The 16,459-nt window shown below is 39.0% G+C and carries 10 protein-coding genes; 6 read left to right on the plus strand and 4 right to left on the minus strand.

Annotation, left to right across the window (positions count from 1 at the left end; translation table 11 throughout):
• The first annotated feature begins 96 nt into the window (after positions 1-96).
• On the plus strand, positions 97-2,169 hold the full coding sequence (locus H6F62_RS04265) for a chromosome segregation ATPase (protein ID WP_190371420.1): 2,073 nt from the start codon (positions 97-99) through the stop codon (positions 2,167-2,169).
• Between the two features lie 333 nt (positions 2,170-2,502).
• On the opposite strand, the gene crtD is transcribed toward H6F62_RS04265, so the two are convergent.
• Positions 2,503-4,017 (minus strand): C-3',4' desaturase CrtD, encoded by a 1,515-nt coding sequence (gene crtD, locus H6F62_RS04270; RefSeq protein ID WP_137908077.1) that lies wholly within the window; start codon positions 4,015-4,017, stop codon positions 2,503-2,505.
• Between the two features lie 207 nt (positions 4,018-4,224).
• Here crtD and H6F62_RS04275 point away from each other — a divergent pair, with 207 nt between their 5' ends.
• The 5 genes from H6F62_RS04275 (at position 4,225) to H6F62_RS04295 (ending at position 9,665) form a co-directional block, all read left to right on the plus strand.
• Entirely contained in the window at positions 4,225-4,938 is a 714-nt protein-coding gene (locus H6F62_RS04275) for a hypothetical protein (protein WP_137908076.1), read from the plus strand.
• Between the two features lie 203 nt (positions 4,939-5,141).
• Positions 5,142-6,479 (plus strand): AAA family ATPase, encoded by a 1,338-nt coding sequence (locus H6F62_RS04280; protein WP_137908075.1) that lies wholly within the window; start codon positions 5,142-5,144, stop codon positions 6,477-6,479.
• Positions 6,479-7,330, plus strand: coding sequence for a retron system putative HNH endonuclease (locus H6F62_RS04285; protein ID WP_190371421.1), 852 nt, complete (start codon positions 6,479-6,481; stop codon positions 7,328-7,330). The genes H6F62_RS04280 and H6F62_RS04285 overlap by 1 nt, the downstream gene beginning before the upstream one ends.
• A 146-nt stretch (positions 7,331-7,476) precedes the next feature.
• On the plus strand, positions 7,477-8,754 hold the full coding sequence (locus H6F62_RS04290) for a pitrilysin family protein (RefSeq protein WP_190371422.1): 1,278 nt from the start codon (positions 7,477-7,479) through the stop codon (positions 8,752-8,754).
• A gap of 35 nt (positions 8,755-8,789) precedes the next feature.
• Positions 8,790-9,665, plus strand: a complete 876-nt coding sequence (locus H6F62_RS04295) for a fructosamine kinase family protein (protein WP_190371423.1) — start codon at positions 8,790-8,792, stop codon at positions 9,663-9,665.
• A 69-nt stretch (positions 9,666-9,734) separates the two neighbouring features.
• Here H6F62_RS04295 and H6F62_RS04300 read toward each other — a convergent pair whose 3' ends face one another.
• The 3 genes from H6F62_RS04300 to H6F62_RS04310 all read right to left on the minus strand — a co-directional run bounded on the left by H6F62_RS04300 (position 9,735) and on the right by H6F62_RS04310 (position 16,450).
• Complete coding sequence (locus tag H6F62_RS04300) at positions 9,735-10,613, minus strand: DUF975 domain-containing protein (protein ID WP_190371424.1); 879 nt, start codon at positions 10,611-10,613, stop codon at positions 9,735-9,737.
• A gap of 1,034 nt (positions 10,614-11,647) precedes the next feature.
• Positions 11,648-12,193 carry a GIY-YIG nuclease family protein gene (locus tag H6F62_RS04305; protein WP_190371425.1) on the minus strand — a complete coding sequence of 182 codons (546 nt, stop codon included), beginning with the start codon at positions 12,191-12,193 and terminating at the stop codon, positions 11,648-11,650.
• A gap of 156 nt (positions 12,194-12,349) precedes the next feature.
• A complete protein-coding gene (locus H6F62_RS04310) occupies positions 12,350-16,450 on the minus strand; it encodes a DNA-directed RNA polymerase subunit beta'' (protein ID WP_190371426.1) in 4,101 nt (1,366 codons plus the stop codon).
• Between the last annotated feature and the right edge of the window lie 9 nt (positions 16,451-16,459).

A 16,459-nucleotide genomic window follows, 5' to 3' on the forward strand; every position in this document is an offset into this window, starting at 1 on the left:
TGATGGGAAAGTGAGGATATTAAGCATAATATTATCTATATTTATTGATCTACCTACTTTCATATCGCTATTCAATTAATTACTGTGGTGTGAGCAATGACAGAACGGGATATTCCAGATAATTGGCCTTTGGACCAAGTAGATGAATCTATTGGGCTTCAGCCCAACTATATACCAAATAATCAAACGGCTGATACTACTGCTGTTGGTTCTCATTTTAAGTCTGTGAAGAATGGAAAAAATCAAGATGGCACTGGCCTATCTATAAATAATGCTTCTAAAGCTAATTTTTATATCAGTGTTATAACTGAGAAAATGCCACCTTGGATGAAGGGATGGATACCTTTAGCGGTAGTGCTAACTTTGATTCCTGGGAGTGTGGGGTTTTTGGCAATATCTATGTTGTTTAAACTGCCTTCTGCTCCTAATTGCCCGCAAATTTTCTGGCCTTTAGCGAGTGCGTCAGTTAGGTTACACTGCGCTCAGTTGGCGGCTTCTAAGCAAACAGTTAATGATTTGCTCCAAGCGATCGCTTTGGTGAAACAGTTACCAGAAAATCACCCTCTACGGGGGGAAATCAATCGGTTTTTAGAAAAATGGTCACGGGATATTTTACAACTAGCTGATGAGACTTTTCAGTCGGGGGATTTGCAGGGGGCGATCGCTACTGCTCGTCAAATTCCAGCGGATTTAGAAGCGAGTAAATTAGTAGAAGAGCAAATTGAAAAATGGCAGTCAATTTGGTCAAAAGCCGAAGGAATCTACCAAGAAGCGGAACAGGAACTGCGCCAAAGACATTGGCAATCGGCTTTTATGCTCACAGCTAGATTACTGCGGGTAAATAATAAATACTGGGCAAATACTAAATATGAGCAATTAAATAATATTATTGTCACGGCGCGGGAAGATGGGGATAAACTTTACAAAGCTGAAAATTTAGCAGAAACCCGGAGTTTAGATAATTTACTCAAAGCGATTAAACTAGCTAAAACGATTAAACCAGAAAGTTATTTATACCAAAAAGCCCAGGAGCTAATCACTGGATTTGCGCGGAAAATACTTAAATTAGCACAAGGGAAGATGAAAGGGCGAGATGCTGATACAGCACTGGAAATTGCTCGAAAAATCCCCCCTATTCCGGCATTACAGGCGGAAGTTGATGATTTTCTGTTTTTGGGTGAGGCGAAAAGAAGCGCTTTTATTGGTACTGTGGCTGGGTTAGAAACGGCGATTTCTCAAGCTCAACAAATAGATGCTTCTAGGGAAAATTATAATGAAGCACAGCAATTAATTGCTAGTTGGCAATTAGAACTTGAAGATGTTTCTCGCTTAGAAAAAGCCCGGAATTTAGCTAGTCAAGGTACGGTTAGTGATTTAACAGCGGCTATTTCTGAGGTACAATTAATTCCTAGTAGTAATCCCCGTGGGAAGGAAGCCCGTCAGGAAATGGGGCGTTGGCGTGGCCAGGTGGAGACGATTGAAGATAGACCATATTTAGAACGGGCTGAACAAATCGCAATTAGTGAAGATGTTAGCTCTTTACAAACTGCGATCGCTGAAGTTAGTCAAATTCGTTCGGGGCGAGCATTATATCCAGAAGCGAGGAAAAAGATTCGGCTATGGACTGCAAAAATTGAGCGTATTCAAGATCAACCATACTTAGATCAGGCTAGGGTATTGGCCGATAATGGTGATTTTAAAACTGCGATTAGTGAAGCTCAAAAAATCGCTGCATCAGGACGGGCTTTGTCGGATGAAGCCCAAACGGCTATAGATACCTGGCAAGACCAAATTCGCTCTCAGGAAAGTTGGCAAAAAGCCAAGCAAGTTGCAGAGATTGGCACACCAGAAGCTTTAGTTCAGGCTATGGAGTTGGCAAATCGGGTATCTAATCGTAACAGTTTGCGTTTAGATGTGAACATTGCCATTGACCAATGGAGTCAACAATTATTACAAATAGCACGTTCTCAAAGTGAAGATGATGTTGCCAAAGCTATTAATACAGCGAAGTTAATTCCTCGCGGTAGTAGTGCTTATACTGATGCTAGGGAACAAATTAGAACTTGGCGGCAATTGCTGATTCCCAAATCACCACTTACTCCATCAGTGGAATCCACGCCAGAAGCAACACCAGCAGAAGAATCTCAGCCTTCAGAAGTTAGTAATTAATTAGTAATTAATTTATAATTTTGCTAATTTTAAGTATGAATTAGTCTGACGCAAAAACGCAAAGACGGAAAGATTAAGAGTGAGAAATTCTTGATTTTTTAATTTCATACTTAAACATACAGCAAGTAGCTTTGAGTGAGGTACACCTTGTGCGGGCAAGACTTGTACTGAGATTGGTCGAAGTATGCCCGCACCACAAGAGTTTTATTATTAATATCTGTACTTCATAATATCGGGAACTGCTGTAGCAAAGTCCTAATTTTGAATCACTAACTATTCTTCTGTAAAATCTCTCCTCCGCGTCTGGGCGACTCTGCGTGAAAAAAAAGAATTTTACCCTTGATTTTGAATTTGTCTAACTACCGTCAAAGCCGAATAACTTACCCCCGCAGTTCCTTCTCCAGGGTGGGTAGAATCACCAACTAACCACAAATTATTAATAGGAGTACGATTAGCAAAACCAAAGGGTCCAAAGGTGGAAATTCTTTGACCAATACCGCCTACAATTCCCTTTTCTCTACCTGTATAATTAGCAAAGGTACGAGGTGTGGCTGCTTCTACATAAATGATGGTTTCTGGTTTTAAATAGAAATATTGGGAAAGTTTGGATATTGCTTCTTGGGTGAATTTTTGTTTTAACTCTTCGTAATTTTCAGTTTCCCACCAGGGAGTAAAATCAACAAAGGAAGAAGCGATAATTGTGGCTTTTCCTAATGGTGCGCGGCCGTCTCCTTCATGACTTACAGATACAAATAGGGAATTATTTTCGCCAATTGGTCCATTAATATCATATAAAAATTGTAAATGCGGTGGACAATTGGCAGGAATTGCACTCTTATCTACACCTATATAAACAACAAAAGCGCCAGAAGCAGGAGGTAGTTTTTCTACTCTTTGTTTATATCCCCAAGGGGCGTTTTCTCCTAATAGTTGAACTAAGTTTTCAACTGTAACGTTAGCAATTATATGATCTGCTGCTTCTGTCCAAATTTCCCCTGTTTTCTGATTTTTAATGATTACAGATTTAGCTTGGTTATTTTCAACTTTGATTTTTTTGACGGTATGTCTCATTAATAATTTACCACCATCTCGTTCTAAAGATTCTACCAAGCGATCGCTCAATACTTGCATACTGCCTTGGAGATGAAATAATCCTTGGGGTAATTGGGATACATTCAAAGCTGTGGCTGCATAAAGTAAGGCGGTTTCTTCCGCGCTAACTTGGGAATATAATTTGAGTTGTAAATCTAAAAATGTCCGCAGTCTTTTGTCATTTCCTAAACCACATAATCGTAAAGCATCTCCCACTGTCATAAAGGTGAAAGGTGCAGTTATAAATGTACTTGGACGCACTGCTTTAATTAATTGTTTTAAATCCCATAAATTACGCGGTGGTAGCACAGGATCACGTCCTTGAAATTCCCAACTAGCATTAAATAAAGTTGTTAATAATTGCCAAAAAGATTCACTTCCCGGAAATTGTTTTTGGCGTTCTTCTTGCCATTTTTCCGCATCACGCCACACATTAATAGGTATAGACTCTCCGGGAAGATATACCGTACAAGCTGGGTCACAAGGTGTAGCTGCGGGTAATTCTATATTTAATTCCGAGAAAATGCGGTGATGAATTCCCCCAGGTTCTAAACCTGCAACTTGGGTCGCACCAACATCAAAAATAAATCCTTGACGTTTGAAGGTGGAAGCGCAACCACCAGGAACTATTGCTTGGTCAAGTACAAGGACGTTATAACCTTTATTGGATAATAATGCACCTGCCGTAAGTCCACCTATACCTGCACCAATGACAATCACACGGGATTGATTTTTTGTATGAGATAAATTTGACATAATTCTTAATATTACTAATTATTAGTTTACAATAAAAAATTTATTTATTGTCAACAAATTAGTTTAAAAGCAATTGATCTATATTTAGCGTGTATATATTAAGACAATGTAAACAAACAGTTTACACTTACAAATATTTGATTTTTGACTTATACTAGTTTTGACAGTGTTTATACTGTTAATAAATTCAGCAATAACCAGGAGTTTATGAGCAATAGTTTACAAATCTCAGAAATAGCGGTTTCTATCGTCGCTAAAAATCTCAATCCCGCAGTTTTAAACCCAGATTTTCTCAAATATACGGGAATTATTCCTGCTGATTGGGAATTAGCAAATCAACCAGTGTACAATAACAATTTAGTACAGTTGGTTTATAAAAACGGTGTGGGAATCATTGTCCAACCGAACCGACTAAATGTCTTAGAGATGATAGGACCGAAAACTCAAGCAGAGATTCAAGTAGCAGCAATTGCGAGTCAATTGATAGAAAAGTTATCTCAAATAGAGTATCAAGCAGTGGGAATTAACCCCAAAGGATTTGTCGGTTTTCCATCAGAAACGGATGCTTATCAATATATCTGTGGTAAGCTTTTATCTCCTGGTTCGTGGCAAGAATTTGGGGGGAGTAAAGTCAATGCTTCCTTGGAGTTAACTTACCCCTTAAAGCGCGGAGTTTTGAATTTAGCTATTAATCAAGTAAATGTTCAATTTGGGGAACAGGTAACACCAGCAATTTTATTTTCTGGTAACTTAAATTATCCCCTATTAGGTAACACCATCACCGAAAAAATCCAAGACTTACAACAAGTAATTGGTAACTGGCAAAATGATGTCAAAACTTTCCAGGAATTGCTAGTGGAGAAATTTTTGCCATTATCTTCTTCTGGACAAGCAATTAGTGGTTCGGTGTTTTTGAATTGAGTTAATTTAGTGTAGAGACTGTAGAGGTATTTCTGCGTTTCTAATTTTGCTATTTTATAGGTTGGGCATTTTGCCTAACCTAATATTGTGTTATTGTTTTTATACAATGGTATTTTTTGATCTAAACTACTCGATATGAGTTAAAATTGAATTATCCCAAAGAGTTGATTAAAACTAATATTTTCTCAGAGAGATATACTATTATGTGGCTAAAGAGTATTAAAATTAAAGATGTCAAAGGATTTCGAGAACAAACTATTTCATTTCACAATAAAAATAATCCCTATAAGTGGATCACATTATTAGGTGAAAATGGAGTAGGAAAAAGTACATTGCTTCAAGCAATTGCCTTACTTTTAGCCGGTTCAGATGGGGCTAAAAAACTTATGTTATCTCCTCAAAATTGGGTAAGGAATAATTCGGAATATGGTCAATTAACAGCGACAATACAAAGAAATAATGATGATGAAGGCATGATGCTAAATAAAGGTAGAAACAAATTCTCTTATGATTATTCTTACTTGATCATAGGTAATAAAAATACCCGAATTGGTGGAGAAAATTATCCAGCAAATACACTAAATCCCAAAAATTCAGAAACTCTGGAATGGTTAAGAACAAATGCCTTTACTTTAGATTCTCAAGGGTGGTTTGCTGCTGGTTATGGTCCTTTTCGTCGTCTTTCTCGTAGTGAAGGCAATCCGGTAAACTTAAGAGAACTCCAAAGGGCAGATCGTGAAAGTAATTTTAGGACACAGTTTGAAGAAAATGATAGTTTGAAAACTTTTCAAGAATGGATGGTTTTTTTAGATTATCGTATTGCTAAAAATCCTGATGATGCTAAATCTAAACAGATGATGGAATTAGGAAAAAAAGCTATTATCGAACTTTTACCTGGAAATATTAAATTTGATCAAGTTACAAATGATGGAATTATTCTTTTTTCCTTAGAAAATCAGTTAATTCCTATTACTCAATTATCAGATGGTTTTCGCAGTATTATCGCTTTAGTTGGGGATTTAATTTGGCGTTTATTTCAAACCTTTTCCCATCTAGAAACCGATCCTCGTCAAGGATCAGGTATTGTCTTAATAGATGAATTAGATATTCATTTACATCCAGTTTGGCAAAGATTGATTGCTAAAAAGCTAAGAACCGTTTTTCCTAACCTACAATTTTTTGTAGCTACTCATAGTCCTTTTGTTGCTGCTGGTGCTGGAGATGATACACTTACTTTAACTGTCAAAATGATTAATGGAGAAGTCCAAATTGAACCAGTTGAGAATATTGCAGCTTATGATGCTGATTATATTTTAAAAAGTCCTGCTTTTGGTTTAGTTTCTACTCATTCTCCAGCTACACAAGAGAAAATAGATCGTTATAATTATCTGACAGCTAATAGAAATCATTTACAAGGGGAAGAAATTGAGGAATATGAAAAATTAAGACAATTTATGAAAGAATTTCGACCGATTGGAGGTAAACCAGAACCGGGTAGTTTAGAGGATAAAATTAATAAGTATTTAGAGGAAAATTTGTAATGATTCCAGTTAAAAGAACAAGCACACCAGATATTCTCAAACAAAATGCTGATAAATGGTTAAAAAAACTTCAAGAAGCTATTATCAATCTTGAAGAAATAGAGAATGATCCGACATCAAGCAAAGAACAAATTCAAGCAGCAAAGAAAAAAGTAAAAAATGCCCAAGATAAATATAATCCAGGCAAAACTGCAAAACATAAGATAAATACTGTAAAGCAGCCACTATATGATATGTTTTCTGGTAAATGTGCTTTTTGTGAACGGAAGGTTGAAATTTCAGCAGGAAGAATTGAGCATTTTAGACCTAAATCTCAATATGTTGATTTAACTTTTGATTGGAATAACCTTCTTTATGCTTGTGAAGTTTGTAATAATGCCGAAAATAAAGGAAATAAATTTCCTCTTGATTGTGATGGTACTCCATTATTGATTGATCCCACTGATGAAGATTGTGATATATACCAATATCTTGAATTTTATTGGGATGAAAAAGCTCACTTAGCTCATGTTAACGGAAAAGATAAAGGTGGAAAGGTTGTCGCAGAAATATTAAGTCTTAATAGAAATGATTTAATACAACATCGAAGTGGAAAGCTTAAACCATTAATAGTATTTTTCTTGAAACTTGCAAAAACTGGCAATCAAGAAGCCATAGAATTGGTGACGCAATCTTGTAAATTTGATCAGGAATATACCGCTTTTGCTCTTTTCTATATTCTTCCTTATCTTGCTCACGCATTACATATTTCCGAAGCAATAGAAATGATTAAAGAAGTTGGTAAACGAAGTCCTAGTTATGCTAAATTTGCTCGTATTGATGATTTATCATCATTGAATAAATATGAATAATTAATATGATTTGCAATCAAATTATAGTGCTTTATATTACCAGAAAAATATTCTACTAAATACTAACAGTTTATAGATGAGAAGGTTTACACCATCAAGAAAGTTGTAATATAGAAGAAGTAACATAGCTGAAACCACTATAAGTAATGACATCAACTCTGGCGAAACTTCCCCGTCTTCATACACCCACCTTGCACCATTTACCTAATGGCTTGACTATTATTGCTGAACAAATGCCAATAGATGCGGTTAATCTTGATTTGTGGGTAAAAACAGGTTCTGCAATGGAAACTGACGCTATTAATGGTATGGCTCACTTTTTAGAACATATAGTCTTTAAAGGTACACAAAAACTCATCAGTGGTGAGTTTGAACGTCGCATTGAAGAGCGCGGCGCTGTCACTAATGCTGCCACTAGCCAAGACTATACCCACTATTATATCACAACCGCACCTAAAGACTTCGCCGAATTAGCACCTCTACAAATAGATATCGTTTGTAATCCTACCATTCCTGATCATGCCTTTGAACGGGAACGATTAGTAGTTTTAGAAGAAATTAGACGCTCTGAAGACAACCCCGGACGACGCATTTATCGCCATATCATGGAAACCGCCTTTGATACCTTACCCTATCGTCGTCCAGTCCTTGGACCTGCTGCAGTTATTTCTCAAGTCAAACCCCAACAAATGCGCGATTTTCATACTCATTGGTATCAACCCCAGTCAATCACAGCCGTAGCCGTGGGTAATCTACCAGTAGAGGAATTAATAGAAATTATCGCCACAGAATTTAATCAAAACCATCAACAAATAACCAATAAACCAACAGAAACACCAGTAATTCCTGAACCCGCATTTACAGAAATTGTGCGTCAAGAAATTATTGACAAAACTCTCCAACAAGCAAGACTAGTCATGATTTGGCGGGTTCCTGGATTAAAAGAATTAAATCAAACCTATGCACTTGATATTATTGCCGGAATTTTAGCACAGGGCAGAACTTCCAGATTAGTCTATGATTTACGAGAAGAACAGCAATTAGTATCTTCAATTTCTGTTAATAATATGAGTAACTTATGGCAAGGAGTATTTTCAATTTCCGCTAAATGCCCTGTAGAAAACTTAGCCGCCGTAGAAAAAGCGATCGCTCAACATCTTCACATATTACAAACAGAATTAGTCAAAGAATCAGAAATCGCCCGTATTCAACAACGTGTAGCCAATCGGTTTATATTTAGCAACGAAACACCAAGCGATCGCGCTGGATTATATGGTTATTATCAATCTTTAATTGGTGACTTAGAACCAGCCTTTAACTATCCCCAACTTATGTACGCACAACAAGCAACTGACTTAATCCAAGCAGCCAAAAACTACCTATCCCCAAACGCCTATGGTATTGTTATTGTCAAACCTATTTAGTCCCATTTAGTCAATTAATAAACAATTAAAAAATCATGACCTGGCCAGAAATTGATCACCACATTAGTCAAATCACCGGAGAAAAATTCGTCAGTAATCAGCACTTACCCATCAGTGGTGGCTGTATCAACCAAAGTTATGCCATTAGCAATAGTAAAATCACCTACTTTGTCAAACTTAACCAACCTTCCCAAAAATCAATGTTTATAGCCGAGTCACTGGGCTTACAACAAATCTATAATACTCAAACCATCCGCGTTCCTAAACCACTTTGTTGGGGAATTACAAAAACCTCTAGTTATATAGTTTTAGAATGGCTAGAAATGACCCATGGTAATCATCAATCTTGGGCAGATATGGGACGTAAATTAGCAGTCATGCACAAATTTAGCACCAATAAAAGTTTTGGTTGGGACATGGATAATACCATTGGTTCAACACCCCAAATCAATAACTTTCATACCTCTTGGTCAGAATTTTATCTTCAAAACCGTTTAAACTATCAACTACAATTAGCAAAAAAACAGGGAGGAATCTTTCCCCACGCAGATAAATTATTAGCACTTATTCCCCAACTACTTGCAAATTATCAAACTCAACCGTCCCTAGTTCACGGAGACTTATGGAGTGGAAATGTAGGCTTTACCATAGAAAATGAACCTGTTATCTTTGATCCCGCAACTTACTTTGCAGATAGAGAAGTTGATATAGCCATGACCGAACTATTTGGAGGTTTTCCATTAGCCTTTTATCAAAGTTATCAAAAAGAGTTTCCCTTAGATCAAGGTTATCAATACAGAAAACCGCTTTATAATCTCTATCATATATTAAATCATTTTAACTTATTTGGTGGTAGTTATTCTTCCCAAGCCAATCAGATGATTGAGAAGATATTGCAAACTCAGCCTTGAGTAAAGTACACCCCAAAATCCTCTACCAACATAACTAACACCACCCTTCCCTATCAGCAGGACTTATAATTAAACATCGTGATTACGTAATTGTAAACCTAACCCTTCATCCCGACTTCTAACACCGTAATAAACCACAGCCTTCACAGTTTGCAGAAAAGGAAGAATGAAAGCAACACCCACAAAACGTATTCCAAGTATTAACAAAAAAGAAATCATAGAAAAAATCTTTGAAAAAATCAGATCATTTTCCCTTAAAAAAGGCATAATAATTAACCCAATAATAGTAATAATAGTAGTAATAATATTAATAACGATTTTCATAATAAATTGGATAGGAATAGTAATTAAAAACCCAATTAAAAAAATTAACACAATCCTGCCCACATTTCCCTTACTTAGTTCCCAACTCCGATTAATCGTTGAACTACCATTAACATCATCTTCAACTGCTAAACAAACATCTACTAAATAAAATCTAATTCCTATCCACAGTATACCCATACAGCTAATTATCACAGATACAATCGCTATTAAACGATAAATAATTCTATTAGTTACAGTTACATCTTGTGATATTAATATCTCTGATATACCTATTAGTAAACCACCAATAAGTTTAAATACAACTCCAACACATAAGCCAATAGCAACCATGAAAATCATATTCACAAAAAAATCCCATAAACGGGAATTAACAAATCGTTCACCTGATGAAACACTTTCAGGTTGGTTAACTAATTCACCAAAAGATAAACGAGAAATCAAAGCTAAAAGCGCGTAAAATTTAACCCAGCCATAAATAGGAACTAGTAACCAAACACAAGCCTTAAGAGCTATGAGAAAATATTTTTTTAAATGACAACGGTACAATCCCATTGCCGTACTGATAACATTAAAGATATTTAAAGGTTCAATAAAGTTAGGAGAATTAAAATTTTTAGACATGACGTTAATTTTTTCCTGAAAATACAGCAGTTACCTGGAAATTATTTTAAGTTAATCTATACCAAATATTGACAAATTTACATAACTTAAACCTTTAGTTATTAACAGTAGTAATTACTCTTGTAGTGCCGGCATACTTCAACCAATCTCAGTACAAGTCTTGCCCCCTAGATACAGCAGTTCCCGCTCTTATGAAATACAGATATTAATCATAAAACTCTTGTAGTGCCGGCATCTTGCCCCCTAGATACAGCAGTTCCCGCTCTTATGAAATACAAAGTTGAATCATAAAACTCTTGTAGTGCGGGCATCTTGCCCGCACAAAGTGTACGGCATCTTGCCCCCTAGATACAGCAGTTCCCGCTCTTATGAAATACAAAGTTGAATCATAAAACTCTTGTGGTGCGGGCATCTTGCCCGCACAAAGTGTACGGCATCTTGCCCGCTAAATACAGCAGTTCCCGCTCTTATGAAATACAAAGTTGAATCATAAAACTCTTGTGGTGCGGGCATCTTGCCCGCACAAAGTGTACGGCATCTTGCCCCCTAGATACAGCAGTTCCCGCTCTTATGAAATACAAAGTTGAATCATAAAACTCTTGTGGTGCGGGCATCTTGCCCGCACAAAGTGTACGGCATCTTGCCCGCTAAATACAGCAGTTCCCGCTCTTATGAAATACAAAGTTGAATCATAAAACTCTTGTGGTGCGGGCATCTTGCCCGCACAAAGTGTACGGCATCTTGCCCCCTAGATACAGCAGTTCCCGCTCTTATGAAATACAAAGTTGAATCATAAAACTCTTGTGGTGCGGGCATCTTGCCCGCACAAAGTGTACCTCACTCAAAGCTACTTGCTGTATATACCTCATAACACCGGGAAGTACTGTATAGACTCGCATTATAGATATTAAAAACATCCTTTAACTTAAGATTAAAACGAATTTGTGTTTTCAGTCCCCAATAAAATTTTAGACTTTAGATTTTAGATTATATAGACTCGCATTATAGACATCAAAAACATCCCTTCACCCCACTCACTTTAAATCCAACAATCCTACTTCCTTTAACTTAGGATTAAAACGAATTTGTGTTTTCACTCCCCGTGCTTTTAGATTTGCCAAAATTTCCTCTTCAACACGCCGCGCTACACTTTTCAAAACCTTACCTTTTCCCACCTCATCAATAGCTATATTCTGGTAATTGTCCTGTTCCTCTGGTGTCATTAATTCCTTGACATCTATAGAACTAGTCCATTTTTGTTTACATAAAGTTTCAGTAATAAAAGTAGCCTTATTTTCAGCAATCCAAGCATTCTCAATATTTTCTAAAATTGTGCGATTAGGACGTTCTATAGTTTGCACCTTCACCCAATAACAGTTCTCAGGTTGACGGACTAAATGCTGCTTTAAACTCAGATAAATATCACGGGAATAGCCAATAAATTCCAGTTTTTTATCTTCATTAAAAATAGCATAAACTCCAATTTTTCCTTGAAAATCTGCTATTAATTCACCATCTTCATCAATATAAGCATAATATTCAAGGCTGGCTAAAGTTGGTATTTTGATTTCCGTTGTCATAAATGAATTTAAAAGTTATTGATCACAATCATAATTTAGCTAATTTTGGTTCTTAAGTAGAGAGAATAGAAAATCTATTTAGTTTATCTACTTCAAATCGAACAACCTGATAAGGTGTGTTAAGAGTCGCTAACACACCCTACAGTTTACTAGATTTTATTCCTCATCGTTTTCCTCAAAATCATCATCAAAATCATCATCATCCGCATCATCATCTTCTATAACCAAATCATTAATTTCATCAGCAATCAAATCATCATCATCATCTAAAATCAAACGTTCCCCACTACCAAAAAAGTTACCACCAAAGCCCCCTTCTCCCATTCCTTGACTATCCAAATTATAGAGTTTAGCCGTACGGTCATCTAAAACCATATCCAAAGAATCATCAACCTCATCTAAAATCCCATCCCCAGATCCACCAAAACCCATATCCATTACATAATCGTCAATCGCTCCCGCTTCCTCAAAAGTGTTATAACCAGTACCCGCAGGAATCAACCGCCCAATAATCACATTTTCCTTCAAACCCCGCAGCCAATCAGACTTACCCTCAATAGCCGCCTCCGTTAATACCCTTGTAGTTTCCTGGAAAGAAGCAGCAGAAATAAAACTATCAGTATTTAGAGATGCCTTAGTAATCCCCAACAACATCGGTGTATATTGTGCCTTTGCACCACCAGTAATCGCCATCGCCTCATTCACCTGTTCCACCTGTCGTAGTTCCACCAACTCACCAGGTAACATGATTGTATCCCCACCGTCATCAATCCGCACCTTATTCGTCATCTGGCGCACAATTACCTCAATGTGTTTATCCGCAATCTCAATCCCTTGAGACTGATACACCATCTGTACCTCATTCACCAAAAACGTTTGTACCTTTTGCAGAGCCAGACTAGCACAGGTATAAACACCGTCCTCCGACCCCAAACTAAAAAACAGTTCTAAAATCTCATGCGGGTTAGAAGGGCCATCCGTTAAAGGTTGACCCGCCACCACCTGCGCCCCATCAGGAACAATCAAATTTTGTCCAGGTCCAAGAGGGTAATCCGTCACCGTCCCATTACTTTCCATAATTTTTATAGAATAAGCCTCACGGGAAATAGACGTTACCTCATCACCATCCCCATAAATCACCTTCACCTCCCCCGGACGACGGGCTAAAATACAAGCTTCCTTAGGTTTACGAGCTTCCAAAAGCTCCTCAATCCGGGGTAAACCCTGGATAATATCCCCAGTCTTCGCCCGTTCAAACACCAACAACACCAAATTATCCCCCCGTTGCACCAAATCCCCATTCTCTACCTGTAATACCGCTCCTGGACTAACTCGGTAAGGACGACCAACGCGAAGAGTAATAGTGTAAGCTGAACCCTCCTTTGTTAATTGTCCATCCTCAGTTGTCTTGCTACTGACCACTTCTACAACTTGTCCAGATTCTATAGCCCTTACCCCGGTCACTATCTCGCCACCCTCAACTACCAAATCTCCAACCTTCACCCTAGGTAACTCATTGGTACTGATAGTAATTAAATCCTCCTCTCGCAACACCAAACAACGCCGCACAGTTTCCGCACTCTGCTGCACACCCCGGACAACTCCCCCCTCCTTACACAAAATCTTAGTCCGAGCTACAACCGCACCCGGAGCAATAGTCTCACCATCCTCAACCTCCAAATTAGTTTGGGTACTGCCTTGAGTAGTATCCGCCGCAATATCTCGACGCATCACCAAAGACTCCAAAATCACCAACTGCAAACGCTGTATTTCCTCATCTTCCCCATCAGGAATTAACTCAATATCCGCCGCCAAAGGAGAAGTACCGTGTTCCGTTTCCGTTGCCTGTTCAATTTCTAACACTATCTGCGTCCGCAGCAACTCCACACCCTCCACAGACTTCACCCGCTCCGAATCCTTATAAGGAATCCGTTGTACCGCCCTCAATTGAATAGAGCGCCCCGTGTGTTGACTAATGGAAGTAGTAGAAGGTACATCTGGAGTCGTTGGTACAGCAAACTCCACCACCGGACGGCTCAACAACGCCGGTCCTTCCGGGCTTTCTACATATTGGATATAACGCAATTCTGTAGCAATCATACCCTGTAATTCTTCCCCCGCTTGTAAGAAAGTATTATCATGAGCGATCGCCGTTTCTGGATCATCCACCATCAACAACTCACCCGGTTTAATCACAACCTCCCGGAGAATATCATTCTTTTGAGTAATCTCAATTACACCACCCGTCTGACAAAAAATATCCTTAACTACTTCCGTACCAGGTTCTACAAACTGACCATCTTCCACCAACAGCAGAGAAATATCCTTATTTACCTCATGGGTTTCCTCAGGTATCCATAGCAGCGTTCCCCCCTGCACCACCTCATAACCCAGCTTCGCCTTACCCTTCTTCTGCACCTCAATACCAGCAAACTTCAAAAAACCGCCCGTAGTAGTCCGGTAACGATCATCAATCAATTCCGCCACCACCTGACCATTCTGAACCTTAGTCCCCGGCGTAGCCCGCAGATTAAACTCCTGGTTATTAGTAGTCGTAATTAAATAGCTATTACGTCCTTGGGAACTTTGAACCGTCACCGCAGCCTGATCCAAAACCACAGAAGCCGTAATAATCTCAATTTCCCTAGTCGCCTTCTCCGGTGCTATTTCCGGTAAACGAACCACACCACCATGAATAGTAGTCAGCTTAGTTTCCGCCAAAACTCCATTAGTAGCAATCGCATCACCATTTTTCACCACCAACTCCGCCCCCGGCGGCAAATTATAAACATCCCCAGACAGAACCCAAATCAACCCACCCCTAGAAGCAGTAGTAGTAGTATTACCTTGACGGTCTACCTTTTGTTCCGCCACCACCTCCGCAAATCTCACCTCACCAGCCAAATCCGTAGCTACATCCTTAACAGCCTTCTCCGTATTGGTTCTCGTCGTTTTACCACCCAGAGCCACCTCCGCCACTAAATGACCCGCCAACACCTGCTGACCATCATGAATATATAGAGTAGAACCTTGAGTAACCGCTATTTCTTGACTTTGGGTATTACCTAGTTTCTTATCCCCCTCAATCATCAAAATTCCATCAGCTTCCACATACAAAGCATCTTCACCATGACGAGTACGATAAGGACGAGTTTTTAACTTCCGGGGAATCTTCACCGTCCCCCCCACCTGAGAACGCACCTGTTGAGCCACCTCACCAGTAAACACCCCACCAGTGTGGAAAGTCCGCATCGTCAACTGAGTACCCGGCTCACCAATACTCTGAGCCGCAATAATCCCCACAGCCTCACCCAGATCCACCATCTTCGCGTGAGCCAGACTCCAACCATAACAATGTTGACAAACAGAACGAGCAGCTTCACAAGTCAAAGGACTGCGGACAATCACCTCCTTCACCCCCGCCTTTTGAATAGCGATCGCCAAATCATCATCAATAGGAGTATTCCGCACCGCAATCACCTCACCACTCACCGGGTCAACCACATCCTCAGCCACCACCCGACCCATCAACCGTGAAGCCAACTTAATTAAAACCTTACTACCCTCCGTCATAGCGCGGATAGATAGCCCTTTAGTAGTTCCACAATCAATTTCCCGGACAATCACATCCTGAGAAACATCCACCAACCGACGAGTCAAATAACCAGAATCCGCCGTCCGCAGCGCCGTATCTACCAGACCCTTCCGCGCCCCATAACTAGAAATAATATACTCCGTAACAGTCAACCCCTCACGGAAATTAGTCTTAATAGGTAAATCAATAATTTCCCCCTGAGGATCCGCCATTAGTCCCCGCATCCCTACTAATTGCCGCACCTGAGAAATATTCCCCCGCGCCCCTGAAAAAGCCATCATATAAACAGAGTTAAGCGGATTAGTCTTCTTAAAATGAGTAACAACTTCATCCTTCAAAGACTCCGACGTACTATTCCAAGTATCAATCACCTTTTGGAAACGTTCCACCTCAGTAATTTCTCCCCGTTGATAACGTTCCTCCGTCGCCAGAATTTCCCTTTCCGCCGCCTCCAACAACTCTTTCTTAGAAGGAGGAATCATCAAATCATCCACACTAATAGACACCCCCGCCTTAGTCGCATAGCGGAAACCCAAATCCTTGAGCTTATCCGCCATCACCGCCGTCCGCGCCGTTCCATAGTGAATAAACGCCCAAGAAATCAAATCTCTCAGTTTACCCTTATTAACCACAAGATTGCGAAAAACCGCTTTAGTCGTCATAGATTTATC

The sequence above is a fragment of the Anabaena sp. FACHB-1391 genome, assembly GCF_014696755.1.
GTDB classification, from domain to species: domain Bacteria; phylum Cyanobacteriota; class Cyanobacteriia; order Cyanobacteriales; family Nostocaceae; genus Dolichospermum; species Dolichospermum planctonicum.

What these genes read in the sequence shown, in the direction of transcription:
- H6F62_RS04300 (WP_190371424.1), bottom strand. Translation starts at nt 10,613, where the DNA reads ATGTCTAAAAATTTTAATTCTCCTAACTTTATTGAACCTTTAAATATC.
- H6F62_RS04275 (WP_137908076.1), top strand. Translation starts at nt 4,225, where the DNA reads ATGAGCAATAGTTTACAAATCTCAGAAATAGCGGTTTCTATCGTCGCT.
- H6F62_RS04280 (WP_137908075.1), top strand. Translation starts at nt 5,142, where the DNA reads ATGTGGCTAAAGAGTATTAAAATTAAAGATGTCAAAGGATTTCGAGAA.
- H6F62_RS04285 (WP_190371421.1), top strand. Translation starts at nt 6,479, where the DNA reads ATGATTCCAGTTAAAAGAACAAGCACACCAGATATTCTCAAACAAAAT.
- H6F62_RS04310 (WP_190371426.1), bottom strand. Translation starts at nt 16,450, where the DNA reads ATGACGACTAAAGCGGTTTTTCGCAATCTTGTGGTTAATAAGGGTAAA.
- H6F62_RS04265 (WP_190371420.1), top strand. Translation starts at nt 97, where the DNA reads ATGACAGAACGGGATATTCCAGATAATTGGCCTTTGGACCAAGTAGAT.
- H6F62_RS04295 (WP_190371423.1), top strand. Translation starts at nt 8,790, where the DNA reads ATGACCTGGCCAGAAATTGATCACCACATTAGTCAAATCACCGGAGAA.
- H6F62_RS04305 (WP_190371425.1), bottom strand. Translation starts at nt 12,193, where the DNA reads ATGACAACGGAAATCAAAATACCAACTTTAGCCAGCCTTGAATATTAT.
- H6F62_RS04290 (WP_190371422.1), top strand. Translation starts at nt 7,477, where the DNA reads ATGACATCAACTCTGGCGAAACTTCCCCGTCTTCATACACCCACCTTG.
- crtD (WP_137908077.1), bottom strand. Translation starts at nt 4,017, where the DNA reads ATGTCAAATTTATCTCATACAAAAAATCAATCCCGTGTGATTGTCATT.